Here is an 18748-nt window from a genome sequence, read left to right as displayed (position 1 = left end):
TGCGCGCGCCGGCGCGCCTGGCTCATGAAATGGATGCGAGAAGCGAATGAACGAGCAAAGCGAATTGCTGGCCGCGCTGCGCGCCCAGACCGAGGCGGCGCACCAGCTGGTGGCGGCGCTGCGGGAGAAGACCAAGGCCGACGAGGAGAACGCCAAGGCGGTTAACCGACTGGTGGACTACCTTTGCGACAGCGAAGGCGGCGAGGCGGAGCCGGCAGGCTCTGGCACCTACCTGAGCGGGAAGCCGCGATGATCGCCGCAGGCCGCCTGCGCCATCGGGTGCAGCTTCAGCGTCAGGTCTACGGGCAGTCGCCTGTGACCGGCGCGCCGACCGTCAGCTGGGAGCCGCTTGCCGATGTGTGGGCCGAAGTGGCGCCGCTGTCGGCCCGCGAGTTCGTGGCAGCCAAGGCGGTGGACAGCGAGGTCACTTTGCGGGTGACCATCCGCCAGCGCGATGACGTGACCGACAAGTGCCGGGTGATCCACCGCGGCAAGATCCTGAACATCCATGGCGTGCTACCGGACCCGGTCAGCGGCTTGGAATACCTCACGCTCCCCTGCAGCGAGGGTGTCAACGATGGCTGACGGCATCCGATTCGACGTGAGTGGCCTGGACGGCATTCGCAACAAGATGGCGCAGGTGAAGCGCGAGGTGAACTACAAGGGCGGTAGGGCGGCCTTGCGGCGGGCGGCCAATGTTCTGCGCGACCAGGCGCAGAGCAACGCCCGCCGGGTGGATGACCACGAAACCGAGACCGCCATCTGGAAGAACGTCGCGGTGCGCTGGAACGGCCGCGCCTTCAAGCAGGATGGGGTGCTCGCCTTCCGCGTCGGTGTTCTGGGCGGCGCCCAGGCTGGCCGTGCAGCGCAGCTCGGGACCAGCAACCCGGGTGGCATCACCTGGTACTGGCGCCTGCTGGAGTTCGGCACTTCGAAGATGGCCGCCCAGCCGATCTTCCGCCCAGTGCCGGACCAAGCCGGCCAGAAGGCCGTCGACGTGTTCGCGCGAAGCTTCAACCAGGCGCTGGACCGTGTGCTGGCGAAGCAGGGGGCGGCATGATCCCGCCCATCTTCCCGCTGTGCGTCGCGTCACCGGCGGTGCTGCTGGCCTTCGGCGAGGCACCGACCCGTGTCTACCCGTTCGGACTGATCGAGAAGCCGCCAGCGTTGCCGTATGCGGTCTGGCAGACCGTCGGTGGTAGCCCAGAGAACTATCTGGCCCAGCGGCCAGACGTGGACGCGCTGACCACGCAGGTCGACGTGTATGCGAAGAACGAAACATCACTGATCCAAGGCGCTACCGCCCTGCGCGATGCCTTCGAGCCCTGCGGGTACATCACCCGCTGGGGCAGCCAGATGCTTGACCCCGAAACGAAGCTGCTGCGCCTGTCATTCGATGTGGACTGGCTGGTCCCCCGGTAACGCCCGCTACATCCCCACCCACGCCCCGCACTGCGGGGCTTTTTATTGCCCGCAGGAGAAACGATGAGCATCCTGACCCAAGGAACCCAGCTGTACGGCCTGATCAACGGAGAAGTCCGCGAGATCGAGTGCATCACGGCCTTCAACCCCGGCACTGCGCCCGCGGACCAGATCGACGACACCTGCCTGTCGGAGACGAACACCCGCACCTACAAAAAGGGCCTGCGCACCCCCGGCCAGGCGTCGGTGACCATCAACGCCGACCCGAAGAACGAGAGCCACTACCTGTTCTGGCAGCTGGCCGAGCAGGTGGACGGCGGCGATCCGATCCAGTGGGCCATTGGCTGGTCCGATGGCGTGGACATCGAACCCACCGTGCAGCAGGTTGGCAGCATCTCAAGCATCGAAGTGACCAACGGTGGCACCGGCTACACCAGCGCGCCGACCGTGGCCATCACCGGTGGTGGTGGCAGTGGAGCGACGGCTACTGCGATCGTCGATTCCGGCTCGGTGATCGGCGTCAACATCACCAATCCAGGCACCGGCTACACCAGCGCGCCGACTGTCGCGTTCAGCGGTGGCGCTGGCACCGGCGCCGCTGCGACGGCCGAGCGCTCCACCGTGGCTGAACTGGTCCTGCCCAACACCCGCACCTGGTACACCTTCCAGGCCTACGTGAGCGACTTCCCGTTCGATTTCCAGGGCAATGCCGTGGTCACTACTGCGGCGACCATGCAGCGCAGCGGCTCGGGCGTCTGGCTGCGTAAGGCGCAAACCCCGTGAGCCGCGCAGCCAAGAAGACAGCCACTGCACGTGCAGTGAGCCTGAGCGTGGCCGGCCTGCAGAAGGCCGGCGCGTTCACTGGCCGGCCAGTGGAGAAGGAGATCCGCTGGAAGCAGGGCGACGAAGAGCTGACCGCCACCGTCTATGTGCGGCCGCTGGGCTTCCAGGCGGCGGTGTCCGACGTGCTGTCGGCCACGAACAAACACGACGGCGTGGCCGGCCGCATCGCGGCCAGCATCTGCGACGAGCACGGCAAGGCAGTGTTCACCGTTGCGGATATCACCGGCGAGGCTGATCCAGAGCGCGGCGCCTTGGACGGCAACCTGTCGGTGGCGCTGTTGATGGCCATCGGCGAGGTGAACAACCTGGGAAAAGCTACGAGCTGACCCCGGAAGATGAGCTGTGGTGCGAGCTGGTCCTGAACGGGATTGGCGGCCGCAGCATCGCTGAGGCAATGGAATGCCTCAGCATCCGGGAATTCCAGCTCTGGAGTATGTACCGCGCCAAACGCGGCAGCTTGAACTTGTGCGGGCGGATGGATGCGGCTGCAGGGATGCTGGCCGCTCTGTTCGTCAACGCAAACAAGAATCCCGGATCTGCCTCTTTCAAGCCCTCCGACTTCATTCCCTACGCGGATGCCGAGCCCATCAGCCTCGAGGAGGCGATGAAGCAGTGGTAGACGGCCCGTAGGGTGCGCATCAACCCGGCCGGCCATCGGCGGCCCCTGCAGCAGAGAGAGCTATGTCCCGGTCCCTTGGTACGCTGACCATCGACGTAATCGCCGAGGTCGGCGGCTTCGCGTCCGGCCTGGACAAGTCCGAGCGCCGGGCGGAGAAGTGGCGCAAGAAGGTCGAGGCCGAGGCGAAGCTGGCTGGTCTGGCGCTCGCCGCTGGCATGACCGCCGCTCTTGCCGGGCTTTCGACGGTAGGCCTGTTGATCGCTCGCAATACCATGAGTGCCGAGCGAGAGGTTGCCCAGCTCGATGCAATCATCCGGTCAACGGGCGGGGCCGCCGGGTATACCCGGCAGCAGCTCCTGGACATGGCCGATACGCTTGCCAGCAAGTCCACCTTCAGTGGCGGTGAGATCGTCGAGGCACAGACACGACTGCTGTCCTACTCGGGCATCCTGGCTTCCAACATCCCCCGCGCCATGCAGGCGGTCATCGACCAGTCGGCGCGCCTCGGCATCAGCGTCAGCCAGTCGGCGGAGACCATCGGGCGCGCGCTGGAATCGCCCAGCAAGGCTGCCGCCGCGCTCGCCCAGCAGGGTTTCGGGGCGGCCTTCACCAAGGAGGTGCGCGGCACAATCGACGAGCTCGTCAAAGCCGGCAAGGAAGGCGAGGCCCAGGTGATGATCCTGGAGATCCTTGAGGAATCCTACGCTGGTGCCGCACTGGCAGCACGGGACACCTTCGGAGGTTCGCTGACGGCACTCCGCCACACCATTGACGATCTCACCACTGGTCGTGATGGAAGCCTCGCCGGCGCCACCGCTGCAATCAATTCCTTCATCGACACCCTCAACGACCCTTTGGTCAGGGAGGGGTTCGACGCGATGATTGCAGGTCTCGGATCGATCCTGACGGACTTCGCCACCTATCTGAAGGACGGCACCGAGGTCCGAAACCTCACGGCGTCGATTGCGGACAGCTTCCGGCAGATCAGTGACCTCGGAGGCATCTTCAGTGGGACGATTGAGGGCTTGGACCGTGTTCGTGGCGGTCTGGTCGCAATCGAAAAGCAGGGCAACGCGGTAATGAAGCTGGCGACAGGCCAGTACAGCGGGTTGTTCGGCTCCCAAGGGGGTGGCTGGAGCCAGTTCCTCAAGGACTACCAGACGGGGACCCAGTACGCCGACCGCGGCTGGGCTGCTATGCAACCGAAGCCGGCGCCTACCGTCAGGCTCATCGAGGCCAGCCTGCCGCCTTCCGGCGTTACGGGCGATCCTGCCGCCCGTGCAGCCGCAGCTTCTGCTGCCGCGGCAGCTGCTGATGCCGAGAATGCCAAGAAGCGTCTGGCTGGTCAGCAGCAGCTGGAGCATGCCTATGAGTCCGCCTCGCTGCAGCTGAAACGGCAGATCGAGCTGTTCGACACGAGCGCGGATCGTTCGGGACGTGCTACAGAGCTGCAGCGGCTTAACTTTGATCTTGCGCATGGCGCTCTGAAAGGCCTCAATGCCAGCAAGCAGGAGTCTCTTCGCGCGGACGCTCGAAATCTGGACATTCTGCAGGAGCAGAAGAGAGCCAACGAGGCGGCGGCCAAGGCCACTGAGGCGTTCGTCAAGCTGAAGGACGAGCTAAACAAGAAGGACTCGCTCGGCTTGGACCTGGCCCGCGAGCGGTTGAAAACGTTGCAGGCGGCGGCAGCGGCAGGCGCCGCGAACGACCCTGAGTTTGCCAAGGTCGCTGGAAAGGTCATTGAGCAGGTCGGAGGGTCGGGAGGCAGCGAGTATCGCGGCCCGGACGCGCTCTACGGCGGGGCCAGCGGCGAGTTCTCCAAGATCAACAAGGCGGTCGAGGAAGAGAACAAGAAGTACGCGACACAGCTTCAGGCGCTGGAGGAGTACCGGAAGGCGCGTGCCGACTTGAATGAGGAGTGGGACGCCCAGGAGGCAACACTTTCAGCTTCCCATCAGGCGAGACTCGACGAACTCGACAAGGCCAGATGGCAGGTCGGATTGACCGCTGCAGAGCAGGGATTGGCCGGTGTCGCGGGCGTCATGCGTGCCGGCTTCGGCGAGCAGTCCGGTATCTACCGGGCCGCATTCGCAATCAGTAAGGCGTTCTCCGTCGCGAAGGCCGCGCTGGCGGCCAAGGATGCGGTCAGCTCGGCACTTTCGAGCGGCCTTCCGTTCCCTGCAAATCTGGCGGCGATGGCCGCAGCAGCGGCAGCAGTTGCGAACTTGGTAGGCGAAGTTTCGGCGGTTGGCATGGCCCACGACGGCATCGACAGCGTTCCCGAGACGGGAACCTGGTTGCTGCAGAAGGGCGAGCGGGTCACCACCGCGGCCACCAGCGCCAAGCTGGACGCAACCCTCGACCGCGTGTCCCGCGATGCTGCTGGCGGAGGTCGGGGCGACACCTTTGAGATGAATTTCAACGTGAACGGCTCCATCAGCGAGCGGGAACGGCTGATGCAGGAGCAGACAGTGCGTCGCGCGGTAGCCCTGGCGCGGCAGGATCGTGTAGCGGACACCACATCCGGCACAGGTCCCCAATCACGCGCGATGCGATCGAACTGGAATGTCAGAAGGAAGGTCGGGTAATGGCGCTGATCATGCAGCCGATGTGGTTGCCCGAACCGCTGCGCGAGGGCTATGGGCTGCGCCATGTATCCCCGCAGACGCGGTCTACTTTCGTGAGCGGGCGATCCTTGCCGCGGCGGGCCTACACGGCGACCCCGAGCCAGACCGAGGTGCGATGGCTGTTGAATGACCAGCAGGCCGCTCTATTCGAGAAGTGGTTCCAGGAGCAACTGTTCGATGGCGTGTCCTGGTTCGCCTGCCGCCTTCGCAGTCCGCTGGGGATGGACTACTACAAGGCGCGTTTCACCGACATTTACGACGGTCCGACGTTGACCAACAGCAACCTGTGGATGTTCACGGCACAGTTGGAACTGTACCTCCGGCCTCTGCTGGCTGATGGTTGGTCTGAGTACCCGGAAGGCTTCCTGCGGGCCAACGTGATCGACCTGGCCGCAAACAGGGAGTGGCCCCAGCCATGAGCATTCTTGAACGGCTGTACGCGTCCGGGGGCAGCGAGATCGAACACGAAACTCTGGCCATCACCGTCGGTGGCGAGACCCACTACCTGACCAAGGGGTGGGAGGACCTGACTGCAGTGCTGGAAACTGGCCAGACGGTGACCTTCAAGGCCTGCGGTATGGACGTGGCCAAGCCGGCTCGCAACGCCGACGGCGTGCAGGATCTCCGGTTCGCCCTGACCAACATCGATGGCGTGGTGAGCACCAAAATCCGCGCCGCGCTGGCCGCGCGGCAGGAGATGACCGTAACCCTGCGGGTCTACCTGAGCAGCGATCTGCTTGCACCAATCAAGCGCCCGCTCTCGATGGTCATCAAGGGTGGCCAGTGGTCGGCCACCGAGGTCCAGATCACAGCCGGATTCATGAATATCCTCGACACGGCTTGGCCGCGCGACCGCTTCAACCTCTCCAAGCACCCAGGGCTGCGCTACATCTCATGACGATCGACCTTGAAAAGTACCTGGACGTGGTCTGGGTCAGCGGCGGCCGCGTGTTTCCCGAGCTTGACTGCTATGGCGTGGTCAATGAGGTGCGGCGGGATCTTGGGTTGCCGGCGTGGGATGAACACCTGGGCGCCACCCGAGACGATCTGCCCGAGCTGGCTCAGCAGGCGGTTCTGCAGCACGCCGGTAGCGACCTGGTAGAGGGCGCCGTGGCATTCTGCTACGAGGGCAGCATGGTGACCCACGTCGCAGTGCTGGTGGAGGTAGACGGCCGCATGTGCACGTTGGAATGCAACGACGGCCGCAACGTGACGGTCCTGCCTGTGGCGCGCTTCGAGCGCCGTTTCAACCGTGTGGAGTACTACGCGTGATCCGGGTGTTTCCTTCCCGTATGCCCGGTGAAGCGCTGGAAACCCACCAGCATGGCCGGATGACGGTGGATGGCTGGCTGCGGGCGAACGTACGCGGGTACACCGGAGAGGGTGAGCAGCCGATCGAGCTGGAGGTGGACGGCGCACCGGTTGCGCCAGAGGCTTGGGCAGCCACCTGGATCGACGATGGCAGCGACGTGCGCATCTATCCGGTCCCTCATTACGAGGGCATTGCCGCGGTGATCTACTGGGTTGTGGTTGCGGTGGTGGCTGCGTATGCGATCTACATGGCCAACAATCTGCCCGGGAGCCGAAACGGGCAGGGCGACAGTCTCAGCCTCGACACGGCTCGGGCGAACACCGCGCGGCTCGGGAGCCCGGTCCGGGAGGTTCTGGGGCGATGCCGCGTTTGGGCCGATTACTTGGTCCAGCCGGTTTCCCGCTTCGTAGGCGAGAAGTCCTATCGAACCCACATGTTCGTGTGCGTGGGGAAAGGTCGGCACATCATCCCCGTGGGCTCGGCCCGGCTGGGGAATACGCCTATCAGCTCGTTCGGCAGCGACGTGCAGATGACCATCTACCCACCGGGTGCGGATGTGAGCGGCGACGTGCGCTCCGAGAACTGGGTGAACTCCACCGAGGTCGGGGCGACGGCCTCCGGCACGGCCGGCCTGGACCTGAGCGACACGGCAGATGTCTCTACAGGCATAAACGCAGACTCGGTGACGGTATCGGGGAACGTGATCACCCTGAACAATGCGACCGTCACCGACGCGAACGGTAACGAGCGACCGACCAGCTCCGTGCCCAGCAGCTGGGTTGTCGGCGCCGTGCTCACGCTCAAGGTTGCGGCGTCCTTCACCGCAACCACCAGCGGCCTTTACTCGATCATCGCCGGCAGTGCTGTGGCGGAACTGGCGCCCTACGTGGGCATGCCGGTGCTACTAACCTACAACGGGGCCGACTACGCACTGTTCGTGGCCAGCTACGTTCCTGGCTCGCCGGCAGTGCCCGGTGTCGGTGGCAGCGCTGCCCGTGTGACGGGATCCGCCGCCGCAAGCAACTTCGACTTCAGCGGTTCTCCGGTCACCTTCGGGATCAGCTGGCGGGGAACCACCTACAGCGTTGCGCTGGTCGCAAACTACATCACCCTCGGCGTGCTGCTGACCGCCATCAACGACCAGTTGGTGGACAGCGGCTTGGTGGCCACTCAGTCCGGCGGTGTGGTCACGGTTGCGGAGGCGGCCAGCCCGTTTGCTGGTGGGAGCATCACCTACAGCGGCTTGCCGGCCTCGGTCTTCGGCAGCAGCCCAACATCCACGGCAGGTGTGGCCACGAGCGGCGGAACACCTGCGACGCAGCCCCGTGTGACGTTGGCCTATGACGGCCCGGCCGGAACTGCTTTCGGCGGCCTGCCACCCGGTGTGGTGTCGCTGGCAATGTCGCGCGGCCAAAGCGACTATCGAATTGCGGCTGTGGCCGGGCTCACCTTGGCCGTAGAGCGACTGACAGAGGCTGGCGTGGTCGACACGAGCTGGCCAGGCTGGACCAACCGGACGGCCACCGACTACAGCGCCACCGGCTTCCAGGAGGGCGAGGAGTGGCTGGGGCCCTTCCTGGTGTGCCCGAACGGCGAAACCACGGATGCGTTCGAGTACGACTTCAACTTCCCCGGCGGCCTCATCTGGTACACCAGCAAGGGCAACAAACGCACGTTCACGGTCAGCATCCGCGTTGGGTATCGGGTGTATGGCTCGGGCGCGCCATGGACGGTTCGGACTCACACGTACACCGGATACTCCGAGGATGCTGTGGGCTTCACCGAGCGCATCACCCTCGGCGTCCCTGGGCAGGTCGAGGTGCGGGTCAGGCGGGTGACCGAGCGCGGGGGCAACTCGGCACGGGACGCGTGCTACTGGCAGGGCCTGCGAGCGCGGCTGTCGCAGCGGCCGACGCGCTACGACGACCTGACGACCATCGGCCTGACCGTTACCACCGGGACGAAGCTGGCAGCGCAGACCGACCGCCGGTTCAACGTAGAGGCTACACGGCTCTACGACCAAGGCACTGCACGCAGTATCAGCGGCGCCATGATCCACGTCATGCGGTCCCTTGGCCTGCCGGCGGACCAGATCGATATGGATACGCTCCAGCACCTGGAGGACACCTACTGGACCCCGCGAGGCGAGTTCTTCGACTTCAGCGCGGAGAAGTCCGGCACCAGCGCACTGGACATGCTGCAGATGGCGGCGCAGGCGGGGATGGGATACTTCCTGCTGATCGATTCGATGTGTTCGGCCGGCCGGGAAGGGGTGAAGGGGTGGCGAGGCGGGATCTCGCCGCAGCGTCAGCTTGAGCCGCTCAGCACGTCGTTCATTTCGCCGGGGCCGGACGACTATGACGGCGTGGACGTGACCTACATCGACGAGGTGACCTGGGCGGCAGAGACGGTGGAATGCCGGCTGCCTGGTGTCACCGAGCCCTGGAAGGTCGAGTCCTACGAACTTCAGGGTGTAGGGACTCGCGATCGCGCGTACCGGATCGGCATGCGGCGCCTGATGAAGCACCAGGGCCAGCGCCTGACCTACAAGACGAAGACCGAGATGATGGGCCTGGTCTACCAGTACGGGGACCGGGTGAAGCTGTTCGATGACATACCCGGGTCGAGCACCACCAGCACGATGATCGAGTCGGCCAGGCTGGAAGGTACTCGGCTGCTGATCGAGGTGGGCGAGTACCTGGACTGGAGCCTTCCGGCGCCGCGGTGCCTGGTCCGGTTTCAGGACGGCACGCTGTCGAACGTCATCGTGCCCACGCGGGTGGATGATCACCGGCTGACCATCGCCGCCTCGGCGCTGCCGGGCGAGCACGCCTTCAACACCTGGATCATGGACGACCCGACGATTGACCCGCCGGAGCTGATCTTCTGCGACAGCTCGCGTGCTGGGTACGACGCCGTTCTCGCCGACCTCACGCCAGGCGAAGACGGCTCGGTGGAGCTGACCGCCCTGCAGTACGACCCCGCTTTCTACCAATACGACGACGCAACCGCGCCGTAGCGCCACTGGAGACACACCCAGATGACCAAGTACAACACCGGCAATCCGGTGGGCTCGAGCTCGCCCCTGGATTTGTACGACAACGCAGAGAACCTGGATGCCGGCATCAACGGATCAGCAAGGACGTGGAATGATCGTCGTGGCGTTACTCGGAAAAGCTGGTATGGCATCGAGACGGACTTCCAGGCATTCCTGGCCGATGGCAGCACCATCGAGTTTCCGACCTGGGCGGCTGCAAGCGCGGCCGGTGGTGCGGGACAGATTCCGCTGAACCGTCAGGTGGCGGTGATCGGCGACACCGGCAGCCATACTGATCCCGTGTCTGGCCTAACCGTGCCCAACAGTGGCCGCTATGTGATGGTCGCAGCTGGTCTGGAATGGCGTTCACCGGATGTGCTGACCCAAAAAGCTGACCGGAACCCGACGCGATTCGGCATCGCCGAAGCACAGCGCGAAGCTGAAGACGCCGCAGTGGCCATTTCCACCAGCGAAACGTCAGCGGTGGACGTTGCACGCTCAGAGATGTGGGGGCAGGCGGGCAACCTGTCGGCTGTGGCGGCCGGTGAGCAGTCGGCGACGGGAACCGTTCTGGCCGTGAACGTATTTCGGTTCTGGGTTCAGAACTTCGCGCGCCTCCCGTCTGTGACGCTGGAGATTTACAAGCGTATGCCTGGCGGCCCGGGCGGCATGCCGCCGCTCGATGCAACGCTTATGGCTTCCGTGACCCTTGCAGGGGCTGATCTTTCGCCATCTGATGCTGAACAGGAAATTGAGATCCGGTTGCCGGAGGTTGTGTCAGTGACTGGGCCGGAAATCCTGATCTGGAAGCTCAGCTCTCCAACAGGCGGCCTGGTGATTGGCAGAAAAACCGACGCGGCAGGTGTGACGCAGTTTCGTCGTGGTTGGTATACCCAGAATGGGGGAGATGGATTGGTGATCTCTCCCAATAGGCTAGCGTACAGTGCAGCCCTGCGCACCGTCGTACAGCGCCGAGACCCCGAGATCGACAGCACCCTGCAGTGGTGGGTTGATCGCCACCTGGAACTGACAAACGCCTATTGCAACAGGGATACGGGTGCCATTGTTGCGACGGCTGATTTCCGCTGCGCGGTGGTGCCTGCTGTGGAGGGCGATCAGTTCCAGGTCACTGCGACGGTTGTTGGTTCCGTGGCTGCTCTTGCGGTATTCCGCAATGCCTCTGGCGCCGCGATCGGGTTCGTACATGGTGGAGCGAGCGGTGTCTATGTTGACTACACTGACGAGCTCGTCACGTGTCCGGCGGACACCGCCAGCGTCGTGTTCACGACCCGCGCAAACAACGTACCGGGTCGAATCAACCTAGATCTGGCCGTCAAGGAAAAGGGGATCTATCCCAATATCGCCGAGACGGTTTCACGAATTCCCGCCCTTGCCGACGTGAATAGGCAGCAGCAGTTCGACAAGGTGAGCGCCTCGTATGGTGGCTACTCGACAACGTGGCGCGCACCTGCAGAGGGTATCTGCTACATCCTGCCGACTTTGGGGCAAAGCAATGCACTCGGGGTGAATGTGCTGGCCTCTGATCCAATCACTGGTAGCAATGCCTATCCGAGCAGCTGCCTGATGTTCAGTGGCGGCCTGCGCTACACCCAGGATACCGACCAGACTCTGATCCCAGTTGCCGAGAGCTTCAATGCTGCGCAGGACCTCGGGCAGACTGCCGCCATGTCATGGGCAACCCATTTGCGGCGGGACGTTGAGGCGCTGACTGGACATGACTCCGTACGAACCATTTCGTTCGTTTCGGCGCTCGGCTCTACCGCGCTGCCTGACCTTACGCGTGGCAGCACACAGTACAAGCTCTTCCTCGCGGCGGTCCGTCGCGCATCCCGAATCTGCCGCGACAACGGATGGTCCCCTGTTGTACCGGCGATCGATTGGATGCAGGGCGAACGCGACTCGACGTGGGCCGGGATGACGAAGGGGCGCCGTAGCCGCACCATGCAGCAGTTTGCCCGGTTCCTGTGTGATGACATCAAGGCGGCCACCGGACAGGTGGATACCCCCGTTCTCCTGGTGTCGCAGACCTCACACGCGAATTCCAGCACCTGGAATCAGCCGATTCGTGAGTCGGACTACGAGCTGGATGGGGTCGATAACATCCGCTTGGCGGGGCCGATCTACCAGTTCCCCATGAGTGACACGATCCATCTCAACTGCCTGGGTCAATATCGTCGTGGTGCTCAGCTGGCACGAGCAACTATCAACGAGGTGCTGGGCGATGGTCAGCGTACGATCCGGGTTGTTCGCTCCAGGTGGGTGGACGCAACCCGCCTGGACGTTACGTTCGACTGCAATGTGTTCCCACTGGTGGTTGATGGCAGCGGTGACACCATAGCCACCGCCGAGATCGCCGGCAGTGCAGGGTTCATCGTGGACGACGGGACCGGTAGTCCGCCGGTAGTGACTTCGGCGGCGACCACGGGAACGTTCAACGGGGTTGTGCGCTTGACTCTCTCGGCGGCGCCTGCAACCCAGCGCATCCGCTTGGGCTACGCCGTTCAGCGCAATAGTGATGCCGGTGGTCAGAACGGTCCGTTGGTGGGAGCTCGCGGTTTGCTGCGCGATTCCATGGTGGTCACAGACGAGGTTGGTGCTCCGAGCTACAACTGGTGTCCGGCGTTCATCGTTGACCTTTGATCGGCCCCATCAACCACTCCGGCCCCGCGGAGTTCGAGCGCTACGGCCAGGTGCTGGTTCAATCGGTACTGGGGTGATCGCAGAGGGGCCGAGCAGAGCACATGCTCGGTCCCTCGATCAGGCAACCTGCAGCAGCAGATCCTCGCGGTTGTTGCGTGGTGTGTTCACCGCGCGGCTGACGCGGTAGGCCTCCATCGCCGGTGGCTCGCTGGCCAGCAGCATGGCCATGGCGTCGTCGGGGCTGGCGGCGATCCACTCATCGATCTGGCCAGCCTGCAGCCACACCGGCATGCGGTCGTGAATGTCGGCCGACACGCCGCTGCTGTCGCCGGTGATGATGGTGAAGGTGCCTAGGTTGCCGTCTGGCAGCAGGGGGCTGGTGTCCTCCCACAGGCCCGCGGCCAGCAGCGGCCCGGTGGCGTGGATGAACCACGGGTCTTTCTTCCCATCCTCGGGGCTGACCGACCATTCGTAGTAGCCGGCCATGGGGATCACGCAGCGGCGCTTCTTGAATGCCGACCGGAAGGCGGGCTTGGTGGCCACCGTCTCGATCCTGGCATTGATGGTTGAGCCCTGCAGGGCCTTTGCTTTGGCCCAGAACGGCAGCAGGCCCCACGCCATCCGGGTGACCTGCCGGCCTTCGCCGCGATCGAGGATCACTGAGGCACGCTGCGTCGGTGCCAGGTTGTAGCTGGGCTGGATCTCGGCCAGGCCAAGGGCAAGGTCAGCCAGCTCCGGCTGGCCGAAGTCGATTACGGGGAGCTGGACGAATCGGCCGCACATGGCCGGAGGGTAGCCCGGCCGGCCGTGCCCGGGGCGTGTAGGGCACGGGCGAACTGTGACGCCGGTCAGGCGGCCTCGACGCGAAACTTACGGTAGCGGTTCTACGCTCGGGCTCCCCATGGAGGCCGGAGAGAGACATGCCCAACAGGGCTGTTGTGTTTGTCAGCGAAGCGGTCGGCGACCTGACCATGGCGCGCCTGTCGCAGATCATGGCGGACGCGGAGCGATTCAATCGCACTGCCGGAGTTACCGGGGTCACGCTGTTTGATGGGCAGAGGTTCCTCGCTTACATGGAGGGACCGCCCGATGGCCTGGATGTGGCCTTCTCCAGAGCAGCGGGCGCCACCAGCCATTCAAGCCTGATCGAGATTGCGCGGGGGCGGGTTGGGCAGCGCAGGCTTCCCTACTGGCCTATTCGTTGCATCCCCCTGTCGCCGCCGGAGCTGGTGCAGCTGGTGCGGGCCGACTGGACTTCCTTCCTGCAGCGGGGGAGCGATCAAGTCGCCCCAGCCACCGCCATGGAGATGCTGGTGGCACTTGTCGAACCATTCGCCGAGGCTGCTTAAGCAGCGCCGCGCTGGCGCAAGCGCAGTGGACAGAGGGTAGGGCGACGGCCATAGTCACGGCTGGCCAATGGACGTGCCCTATGAGCATCCTCAACGTACTGATCAGCCGTGACCAGCTTGTCGTTGCAGTGGATACGCTCGCGGAGGATGCGCTGACAGGCGCTTACTCTGCTGGTGCAAAGGTGCTCCTGATACCGCAGCACAACGTGCTGCTGGCCACCAGAGGCGGAGCGCAGTTCTTCTTGAAGATCTACGAGCTGGCTCTGCAGGCGAGCTTCCGGGCCGACTTCTCCATTGAGCAGCTTTCGGCCGAGATGGGGCCTGTAATGGACCAACTGTGGTTGAACTATGAGAAGGCGGCCGCAGAGGCTGACCTGCCTATCGAACAGCTGGGGACCGAGATTGTCCTGGGCGGCTGGTCGCCCAGAAGCGGCAGGATGATGGCCACGGCCTACGCCAAGAGCGACAGTCGGCAGGCTACGGCAGTGCAGCCGATAGGTGGCCAATTCGCGTCACCGGGTGATCCACTCAAGGGCGTGGCGCCGAGCATGCTGCAGGTCGACTTGATGGCGGCGGGACGTCTCCAGGCAAACTACCTCAACGAGCAGATGGGCCGGAAAGTCGCCGGAGGGCGTCTGCTGATCGGGTTCTTGCAGCAGGGCCAGGCTGTGGTGAAGGACCTGGGACCGATCTGACGATTTGGGCTCCCAAACGATTCAGCTAGGTCGCCGCCGTGTTCGCAGGATCTGCGACCGCCAGCCGTATCCTTCCGCCCATGTATTCCTCCCACGGCTTCCGCACTGCCCCGATTCCCTCTGGCTGGGTCCAGACCGGCGAGCGCTGGGCGCTCTGGTACAACGGGCGGGAAACGGCGAACGTCACGTTCGATGGCGGTCCCGGCGTCCGGCTATGGATGGAAGGCCAGAAGATGTGGCACACCAAGGAAGCGCGCGCCGCCAACGTCCGACAGGCGAAGCGCTACGCCGAGCGCTGGTGCGCGGCCAGGCTCTATCCCGATCTGCCCCTTCGCGAGGCCGTCGCCCGTCTGACCGACACGACGCCGATCCAGCCGCCACCGCCGCTGCCCGGACTGCCGCCAACCCGCGAGCAGCAGCAACAGGCCAGGCGCTTGGCGGAGGCTGGGGCGAAGGAGATCGAGCGAATCAAGGAAGCGCTGGAACCGCGCCGACCGCCGAAGGAGACCAAGCCTCGCCCGAAGGACGCCCGCAAGGCGTGGCTGAGGGCAGGGCTGGAGCAGATGCGGCGGGGCGTGTAGGCATCATCCGGCCCGCAGCCTCACCACGTTGCCATCGCGCAGGCCATCGAGGTAATCCGCCCAGACCTGCATCATCCGCACGCGCTCCTGCAGGTGCGATGTGCGGTTGTAGGCCCGGCCGTTGGGATCCTTCACCGCGTGCGCAAGCTGGTGCTCGATGATGTCCGGGCGGAAGTGCAGGACCTCGTCCAGAATGGTGCGAGCCGTCGCGCGGAAGCCGTGGCCGGTCATCATCGTTCGGTCGTAACCCATATTGCGCAGCGCCGCAGTAACGGCGTTCTCCGACATCGGGCGTTTGGCATCGCGGGCGCCAGAGAACACCCATTTGTGCCGGCCGGTGATCGGCTTGATGTCCTCCAGGATCTGCAGCGCCTGCCTGGACAGCGGCACCAAGTGCGCAGCACGCATCTTCATCTTGCTGGCAGGGATGGTCCACACGGCCGAGTCGAGGTCGAACTCCTCCCATTCCGCATGCCGCAGTTCGCCAGGACGCAGGAACACCAGCGGCGCCAGCCGCAGCGCCGAACGGGTGATGACAGATCCGCTGTACGCCTCGATGGAGCGCAGCAGGCCACCCAGCTGCACGGGGTCCGTAATCGCTGCGTGGTGGGCTTCCTTCGGCGGCGCGAGCGCTCCCTTCAGGTCGGCAACCGGGTTTCGCTCGGCGCGGCCGGTGGCTACGGCGTAGCGCATGATCTGGCCGCAGTTCTGCATGATCCGGTGCGCGGATTCGATCGCGCCGCGTTCCTCAATGCGCCGGGCCACCCGGAGGAAGTCCGGCGCGGAAAGGTCGGCGACAGAGCGCGACCCGATCCACGGGAATACGTCGTTCTTCATCCAGGCTTCGACCTTCTCCGCATAGCTGGGCACCCATGGGCGTGTGGCCAGCCACTCATTGGCGATGGTCTCGAAGCTGTCCGAGCCGAGGACGGAGTGGGCGAGGGCGGCAGCCTTCTTCTGCGCGCCCGGGTCGACGCCTCGGGCCAGCAGCCGGCGGGCTTCGTCGCGGGCCTCGCGCGCGCGCGCCAAGGAGACATCCGGGTACAGGCCGATCGACAGCAGCTTCTCCTTGCCGGCGATGCGGTACTTCCAGCGCCAGCTGCGCGCGCCGGTCGGGGTGAGGTAGAGGTACAGGCCGCCACCGTCGGTGATCTTCTGCGGCTTGTCGTTGGGCTTGGCGCGCCTAATGGCTGCGTCTGTCAGAGGCATTGGGGGTATCGCTTCAGTGGGTGCGGTCGGATACCCCTTGATATACCCCACCGTCTCATGGATTGAAACGGATTGCCCCGGTCTGCTGCGGACAATAAAAAAGCCCGGAAACCCTTGTGATGCGGGGGTTTCCGGGCTTCTCCGGTCCTTGACGAACCGTTCGTTGGTGGAGGTGGGCGGAATTGAACCGCCGTCCGAAGGCACTCCATCCCCAGCACTACATGCTTAGCTCACCGTTGAATCTCATCCCCGAGCAGCACGGTGTGCAAAGCGCACCCGGGAACCAGCCTGTTGTGTTCTAGTGCCGGACTGACAGGCAGCCGCCCAGCGCGATTCCATGATAATGACTCTACGCTGCGAGCATGGACACAAGCAGTTTCGAGGCTCCGCCTAAGTCGGCAGAAGGTCACGCACCGCAGTTTTTAGGCTGCGAGAGCGACCGGAGCGTAGTTGTCGTCGTTGGCAACTAGAGTTTTGCAGCTGGATTTACGAGGAAAGCTACCCCCTCGGCATGCGCCAGGCGACTTCACAACCCCCGTCGAAACCAATGCACCCCCGGTTTCTTCAAGCATTGCAAGGCTTTGGGGCCAATGCCGTCATAAAAGCTGACACTGACCCTGCCAAACGAGACGGATCTTACGGCAATCTTCCTGAACAGTCACGCGGGTGAGCGTCCGTCTCCCAGCTGATTGGCACGTTGCGATCCCTTGGGACACCGTGCTCGAATTTCCGGTACCACTCCACGGGGGGCCTCATGGCCATTTCCGTCAGCCCCGGCAACTGGGGACAGTATCGGATCGGGCAAGAGGTGCGCGGTGGCATGCTGTCGGCTGAATCGTCCTGGTACATCCAGCCACACGCAGATCGGGCGGCGAAGGCCCTCGCGGCGGCGTTTCCGGCAACAGGTCCTGCATCAGGGCTGCAGGCCGATCTGTTGTTGAAGGCAGTGGCATCGGTCTGTGCTCAAGACGGGCCGCAATAGCGCCAAACGCTGAAGCGGGCCGGCGTAGGTGCGATCAGGCTTGATAGCATCCAGATTCCTGAAGTTGAGCCAGTGGAAGGACGCCATGACGCTGGACGTTGCAGTAACAGATGAACCCAGCGACGAAGCGCTGGAGGTGATTGGCACTGGCTTGGACCAGTTCAATCTGGAGGCTGCAGGGTATGCCGATCGACGCGCGCTGGCGGTACTGGTTACCGATCCGGCCAGCGGCAAGGTAGTAGGGGGCCTTACCGGGCGAACCTCACTGGGCCTGTGGTTCGTGGATCTGTTCCATCTGCCAGCGGCCCATCGCGGCAACGGGCTGGGGTCGCGTGTGCTGAAGGCGGCAGAGGATGAAGCGCGGCGTCGCGGTTGCCGTTCCGGCGTGCTGTACACCCTCAGCTTCCAGGCGCCCGACTTCTATGTGAAGCATGGATGGGTCGTGTTCGGCCGGGTGCCATGCGATCCGGCCGGCACATGCAGGGTGTTCCTCAGCAAGGATCTGTCGGTGGGGTGAGCGCTGCGGGCGAGCCGCGCGTCCTGTCAATCCGCAACTTGTTGTAGAGCGTCTGTCATAGCGGATTGCTAACTTCGTGGGCACGAATTTGCGACACACTGGCGATGACCATCCGAGCCAGGACAGACACGGAGACCATGGGTGACCGATGCAAGCCAACAACGCAGCCTGCGGCAGCTGATCGGGCCGGTCGGTGCCGACTACCAGCGGCGTGCGTTGCCGCCGGGCTGGGTCTGGGCGGTGCTGGCGGTGCTGCTGGCGGCCACCTGGGTGACGGAGTTGCCGGCCACGGCAGCTGCGGCACTGGTCGCCAGCGCGGTGGTGGTGCACTGGTCGCAGCGCGGCCGCATCCATTGGCTGGGGTGGCGCCTGCCGGGCCTGGCAGTGCTGGCCGCCCTGCTGTGGGGGCCGGAAGTGCTGTCGCAGTGGTTCGAGCACGGGCTGGCTGTGGTGCTGATGTCGCTGGCCAGTCTCAGCATCGGCGTGCATGTGTGGCAGTCGCGACAGATGGCGCGCCAGCTGCAGGGCGCGGCCGATGCACTGGACGACGCCCAGTTGCTGGCGTTGCTGCCGGCTGATGCCGCGAACCTGGCCCAACAGTGGCGCTTGGGCGATGACCGTTACGCACCGGAGCTGGCGGTAGTGATGCACCTGGCGGTGATGCACGCGGCGCTGTCGCCGCGGATGCGCAGGCAGGGCATGCTGGCGGGGTGACCCGCCTTTTGTAGAGTCGAGCCATGCTTGTATGTTCCTCCCGGCTCCTACGCGGTATGTAGGAGCCAGGGTGGAGGGACCGTCAAGCATGCATCTGCGGATACTAGCCGACAGACGAGTCGAGCGATCCCCATCCCGCACACGAACGTCGATAAAGGATCGTACGGCCCCCAAAGGGGA

21 protein-coding genes and 1 other RNA gene are annotated in these 18748 nt (G+C 64.5%); 19 read left to right on the top strand and 3 right to left on the bottom strand.

Annotated elements, in window-relative coordinates:
- The first annotated feature begins 46 nt into the window (after positions 1–46).
- The 13 genes from V3B25_RS11950 (at position 47) to V3B25_RS11890 (ending at position 12521) form a co-directional block, all read left to right on the top strand.
- Positions 47–253, top strand: a complete 207-nt coding sequence (locus V3B25_RS11950; protein WP_329810725.1) for a hypothetical protein — start codon at positions 47–49, stop codon at positions 251–253.
- Positions 250–585, top strand: coding sequence for a phage head closure protein (locus tag V3B25_RS11945; protein WP_329810724.1), 336 nt, complete (start codon positions 250–252; stop codon positions 583–585). Before V3B25_RS11950 ends, V3B25_RS11945 begins: the two co-directional genes overlap by 4 nt.
- The gene (locus V3B25_RS11940) at positions 578–1060 is read left to right on the top strand and encodes an HK97-gp10 family putative phage morphogenesis protein (protein WP_180836782.1); all 483 of its coding nucleotides are present in this window, start codon (positions 578–580) and stop codon (positions 1058–1060) included. Before V3B25_RS11945 ends, V3B25_RS11940 begins: the two co-directional genes overlap by 8 nt.
- Positions 1057–1422, top strand: a complete 366-nt coding sequence (locus V3B25_RS11935; protein WP_329810723.1) for a DUF3168 domain-containing protein — start codon at positions 1057–1059, stop codon at positions 1420–1422. The genes V3B25_RS11940 and V3B25_RS11935 overlap by 4 nt, the downstream gene beginning before the upstream one ends.
- Positions 1423–1485: 63 nt before the next feature.
- Positions 1486–2205, top strand: coding sequence for a phage tail tube protein (locus V3B25_RS11930; RefSeq protein WP_329810722.1), 720 nt, complete (start codon positions 1486–1488; stop codon positions 2203–2205).
- On the top strand, positions 2202–2591 hold the full coding sequence (locus V3B25_RS11925; RefSeq protein WP_197598303.1) for a phage tail assembly chaperone family protein, TAC: 390 nt from the start codon (positions 2202–2204) through the stop codon (positions 2589–2591). The genes V3B25_RS11930 and V3B25_RS11925 overlap by 4 nt, the downstream gene beginning before the upstream one ends.
- 68 nt (positions 2592–2659) lie before the next feature.
- Entirely contained in the window at positions 2660–2884 is a 225-nt protein-coding gene (locus V3B25_RS11920; RefSeq protein WP_329810721.1) for a hypothetical protein, read from the top strand.
- 62 nt (positions 2885–2946) lie between these two features.
- Positions 2947–5472, top strand: a complete 2526-nt coding sequence (locus tag V3B25_RS11915) for a phage tail length tape measure family protein (RefSeq protein ID WP_329810720.1) — start codon at positions 2947–2949, stop codon at positions 5470–5472.
- Positions 5472–5930 carry a hypothetical protein gene (locus tag V3B25_RS11910; protein WP_329810719.1) on the top strand — a complete coding sequence of 153 codons (459 nt, stop codon included), beginning with the start codon at positions 5472–5474 and terminating at the stop codon, positions 5928–5930. Before V3B25_RS11915 ends, V3B25_RS11910 begins: the two co-directional genes overlap by 1 nt.
- A complete protein-coding gene (locus tag V3B25_RS11905; protein ID WP_329810718.1) occupies positions 5927–6409 on the top strand; it encodes a DUF1833 family protein in 483 nt (160 codons plus the stop codon). The genes V3B25_RS11910 and V3B25_RS11905 overlap by 4 nt, the downstream gene beginning before the upstream one ends.
- Complete coding sequence (locus V3B25_RS11900) at positions 6406–6783, top strand: nitrite transporter (RefSeq protein WP_329810717.1); 378 nt, start codon at positions 6406–6408, stop codon at positions 6781–6783. Before V3B25_RS11905 ends, V3B25_RS11900 begins: the two co-directional genes overlap by 4 nt.
- Positions 6780–9842 carry a host specificity factor TipJ family phage tail protein gene (locus V3B25_RS11895; protein WP_329810716.1) on the top strand — a complete coding sequence of 1021 codons (3063 nt, stop codon included), beginning with the start codon at positions 6780–6782 and terminating at the stop codon, positions 9840–9842. The genes V3B25_RS11900 and V3B25_RS11895 overlap by 4 nt, the downstream gene beginning before the upstream one ends.
- Before the next feature lie 21 nt (positions 9843–9863).
- Positions 9864–12521, top strand: a complete 2658-nt coding sequence (locus tag V3B25_RS11890) for a sialate O-acetylesterase (protein ID WP_329810715.1) — start codon at positions 9864–9866, stop codon at positions 12519–12521.
- Positions 12522–12638: 117 nt separating this feature from the next.
- Here V3B25_RS11890 and V3B25_RS11885 read toward each other — a convergent pair whose 3' ends face one another.
- Positions 12639–13304 (bottom strand): SOS response-associated peptidase, encoded by a 666-nt coding sequence (locus V3B25_RS11885; protein ID WP_329810714.1) that lies wholly within the window; start codon positions 13302–13304, stop codon positions 12639–12641.
- Positions 13305–13441: 137 nt separating this feature from the next.
- On the opposite strand from V3B25_RS11885, the gene V3B25_RS11880 reads away from it, so the two are divergent.
- The 3 genes from V3B25_RS11880 to V3B25_RS11870 all read left to right on the top strand — a co-directional run bounded on the left by V3B25_RS11880 (position 13442) and on the right by V3B25_RS11870 (position 15146).
- Entirely contained in the window at positions 13442–13870 is a 429-nt protein-coding gene (locus tag V3B25_RS11880; protein ID WP_329810713.1) for a BLUF domain-containing protein, read from the top strand.
- Between the two features lie 80 nt (positions 13871–13950).
- On the top strand, positions 13951–14565 hold the full coding sequence (locus V3B25_RS11875; RefSeq protein WP_329810712.1) for a hypothetical protein: 615 nt from the start codon (positions 13951–13953) through the stop codon (positions 14563–14565).
- An 80-nt stretch (positions 14566–14645) separates the two neighbouring features.
- On the top strand, positions 14646–15146 hold the full coding sequence (locus tag V3B25_RS11870) for a hypothetical protein (RefSeq protein ID WP_329810711.1): 501 nt from the start codon (positions 14646–14648) through the stop codon (positions 15144–15146).
- 3 nt (positions 15147–15149) lie between these two features.
- Here V3B25_RS11870 and V3B25_RS11865 read toward each other — a convergent pair whose 3' ends face one another.
- Complete coding sequence (locus V3B25_RS11865) at positions 15150–16355, bottom strand: integrase arm-type DNA-binding domain-containing protein (RefSeq protein ID WP_329810791.1); 1206 nt, start codon at positions 16353–16355, stop codon at positions 15150–15152.
- A gap of 164 nt (positions 16356–16519) precedes the next feature.
- Positions 16520–16912, bottom strand: a transfer-messenger RNA (tmRNA) gene (gene ssrA, locus V3B25_RS11860).
- A gap of 197 nt (positions 16913–17109) precedes the next feature.
- Between ssrA and V3B25_RS11855 the strand changes: the two genes are divergently transcribed.
- The 3 genes from V3B25_RS11855 (at position 17110) to V3B25_RS11845 (ending at position 18568) form a co-directional block, all read left to right on the top strand.
- Entirely contained in the window at positions 17110–17337 is a 228-nt protein-coding gene (locus V3B25_RS11855; RefSeq protein WP_228756320.1) for a hypothetical protein, read from the top strand.
- Positions 17338–17422: 85 nt separating this feature from the next.
- On the top strand, positions 17423–17854 hold the full coding sequence (locus tag V3B25_RS11850; RefSeq protein ID WP_049400306.1) for a GNAT family N-acetyltransferase: 432 nt from the start codon (positions 17423–17425) through the stop codon (positions 17852–17854).
- 141 nt (positions 17855–17995) lie between these two features.
- Entirely contained in the window at positions 17996–18568 is a 573-nt protein-coding gene (locus V3B25_RS11845; protein ID WP_032128284.1) for a hypothetical protein, read from the top strand.
- The last annotated feature ends 180 nt before the right edge of the window (positions 18569–18748 follow it).

This window comes from Stenotrophomonas sp. SMYL8, assembly GCF_036320065.1.
GTDB classification, from domain to species: Bacteria; Pseudomonadota; Gammaproteobacteria; order Xanthomonadales; family Xanthomonadaceae; genus Stenotrophomonas; species Stenotrophomonas maltophilia_A.
This window is presented reverse-complemented; position numbering and strand designations above follow the sequence as displayed.

Excerpts from the sequence above, each read along its gene's own strand:
- V3B25_RS11950 (WP_329810725.1), top strand. The coding sequence starts at position 47 with ATGAACGAGCAAAGCGAATTGCTGGCCGCGCTGCGCGCCCAGACCGAG.
- V3B25_RS11945 (WP_329810724.1), top strand. The coding sequence starts at position 250 with ATGATCGCCGCAGGCCGCCTGCGCCATCGGGTGCAGCTTCAGCGTCAG.
- V3B25_RS11940 (WP_180836782.1), top strand. The coding sequence starts at position 578 with ATGGCTGACGGCATCCGATTCGACGTGAGTGGCCTGGACGGCATTCGC.
- V3B25_RS11935 (WP_329810723.1), top strand. The coding sequence starts at position 1,057 with ATGATCCCGCCCATCTTCCCGCTGTGCGTCGCGTCACCGGCGGTGCTG.
- V3B25_RS11930 (WP_329810722.1), top strand. The coding sequence starts at position 1,486 with ATGAGCATCCTGACCCAAGGAACCCAGCTGTACGGCCTGATCAACGGA.
- V3B25_RS11920 (WP_329810721.1), top strand. The coding sequence starts at position 2,660 with ATGGAATGCCTCAGCATCCGGGAATTCCAGCTCTGGAGTATGTACCGC.
- V3B25_RS11915 (WP_329810720.1), top strand. The coding sequence starts at position 2,947 with ATGTCCCGGTCCCTTGGTACGCTGACCATCGACGTAATCGCCGAGGTC.
- V3B25_RS11910 (WP_329810719.1), top strand. The coding sequence starts at position 5,472 with ATGGCGCTGATCATGCAGCCGATGTGGTTGCCCGAACCGCTGCGCGAG.
- V3B25_RS11905 (WP_329810718.1), top strand. The coding sequence starts at position 5,927 with ATGAGCATTCTTGAACGGCTGTACGCGTCCGGGGGCAGCGAGATCGAA.
- V3B25_RS11900 (WP_329810717.1), top strand. The coding sequence starts at position 6,406 with ATGACGATCGACCTTGAAAAGTACCTGGACGTGGTCTGGGTCAGCGGC.
- V3B25_RS11890 (WP_329810715.1), top strand. The coding sequence starts at position 9,864 with ATGACCAAGTACAACACCGGCAATCCGGTGGGCTCGAGCTCGCCCCTG.
- V3B25_RS11885 (WP_329810714.1), bottom strand. The coding sequence starts at position 13,304 with ATGTGCGGCCGATTCGTCCAGCTCCCCGTAATCGACTTCGGCCAGCCG.
- V3B25_RS11880 (WP_329810713.1), top strand. The coding sequence starts at position 13,442 with ATGCCCAACAGGGCTGTTGTGTTTGTCAGCGAAGCGGTCGGCGACCTG.
- V3B25_RS11875 (WP_329810712.1), top strand. The coding sequence starts at position 13,951 with ATGAGCATCCTCAACGTACTGATCAGCCGTGACCAGCTTGTCGTTGCA.
- V3B25_RS11870 (WP_329810711.1), top strand. The coding sequence starts at position 14,646 with ATGTATTCCTCCCACGGCTTCCGCACTGCCCCGATTCCCTCTGGCTGG.
- V3B25_RS11865 (WP_329810791.1), bottom strand. The coding sequence starts at position 16,355 with ATGCCTCTGACAGACGCAGCCATTAGGCGCGCCAAGCCCAACGACAAG.
- V3B25_RS11855 (WP_228756320.1), top strand. The coding sequence starts at position 17,110 with ATGGCCATTTCCGTCAGCCCCGGCAACTGGGGACAGTATCGGATCGGG.
- V3B25_RS11850 (WP_049400306.1), top strand. The coding sequence starts at position 17,423 with ATGACGCTGGACGTTGCAGTAACAGATGAACCCAGCGACGAAGCGCTG.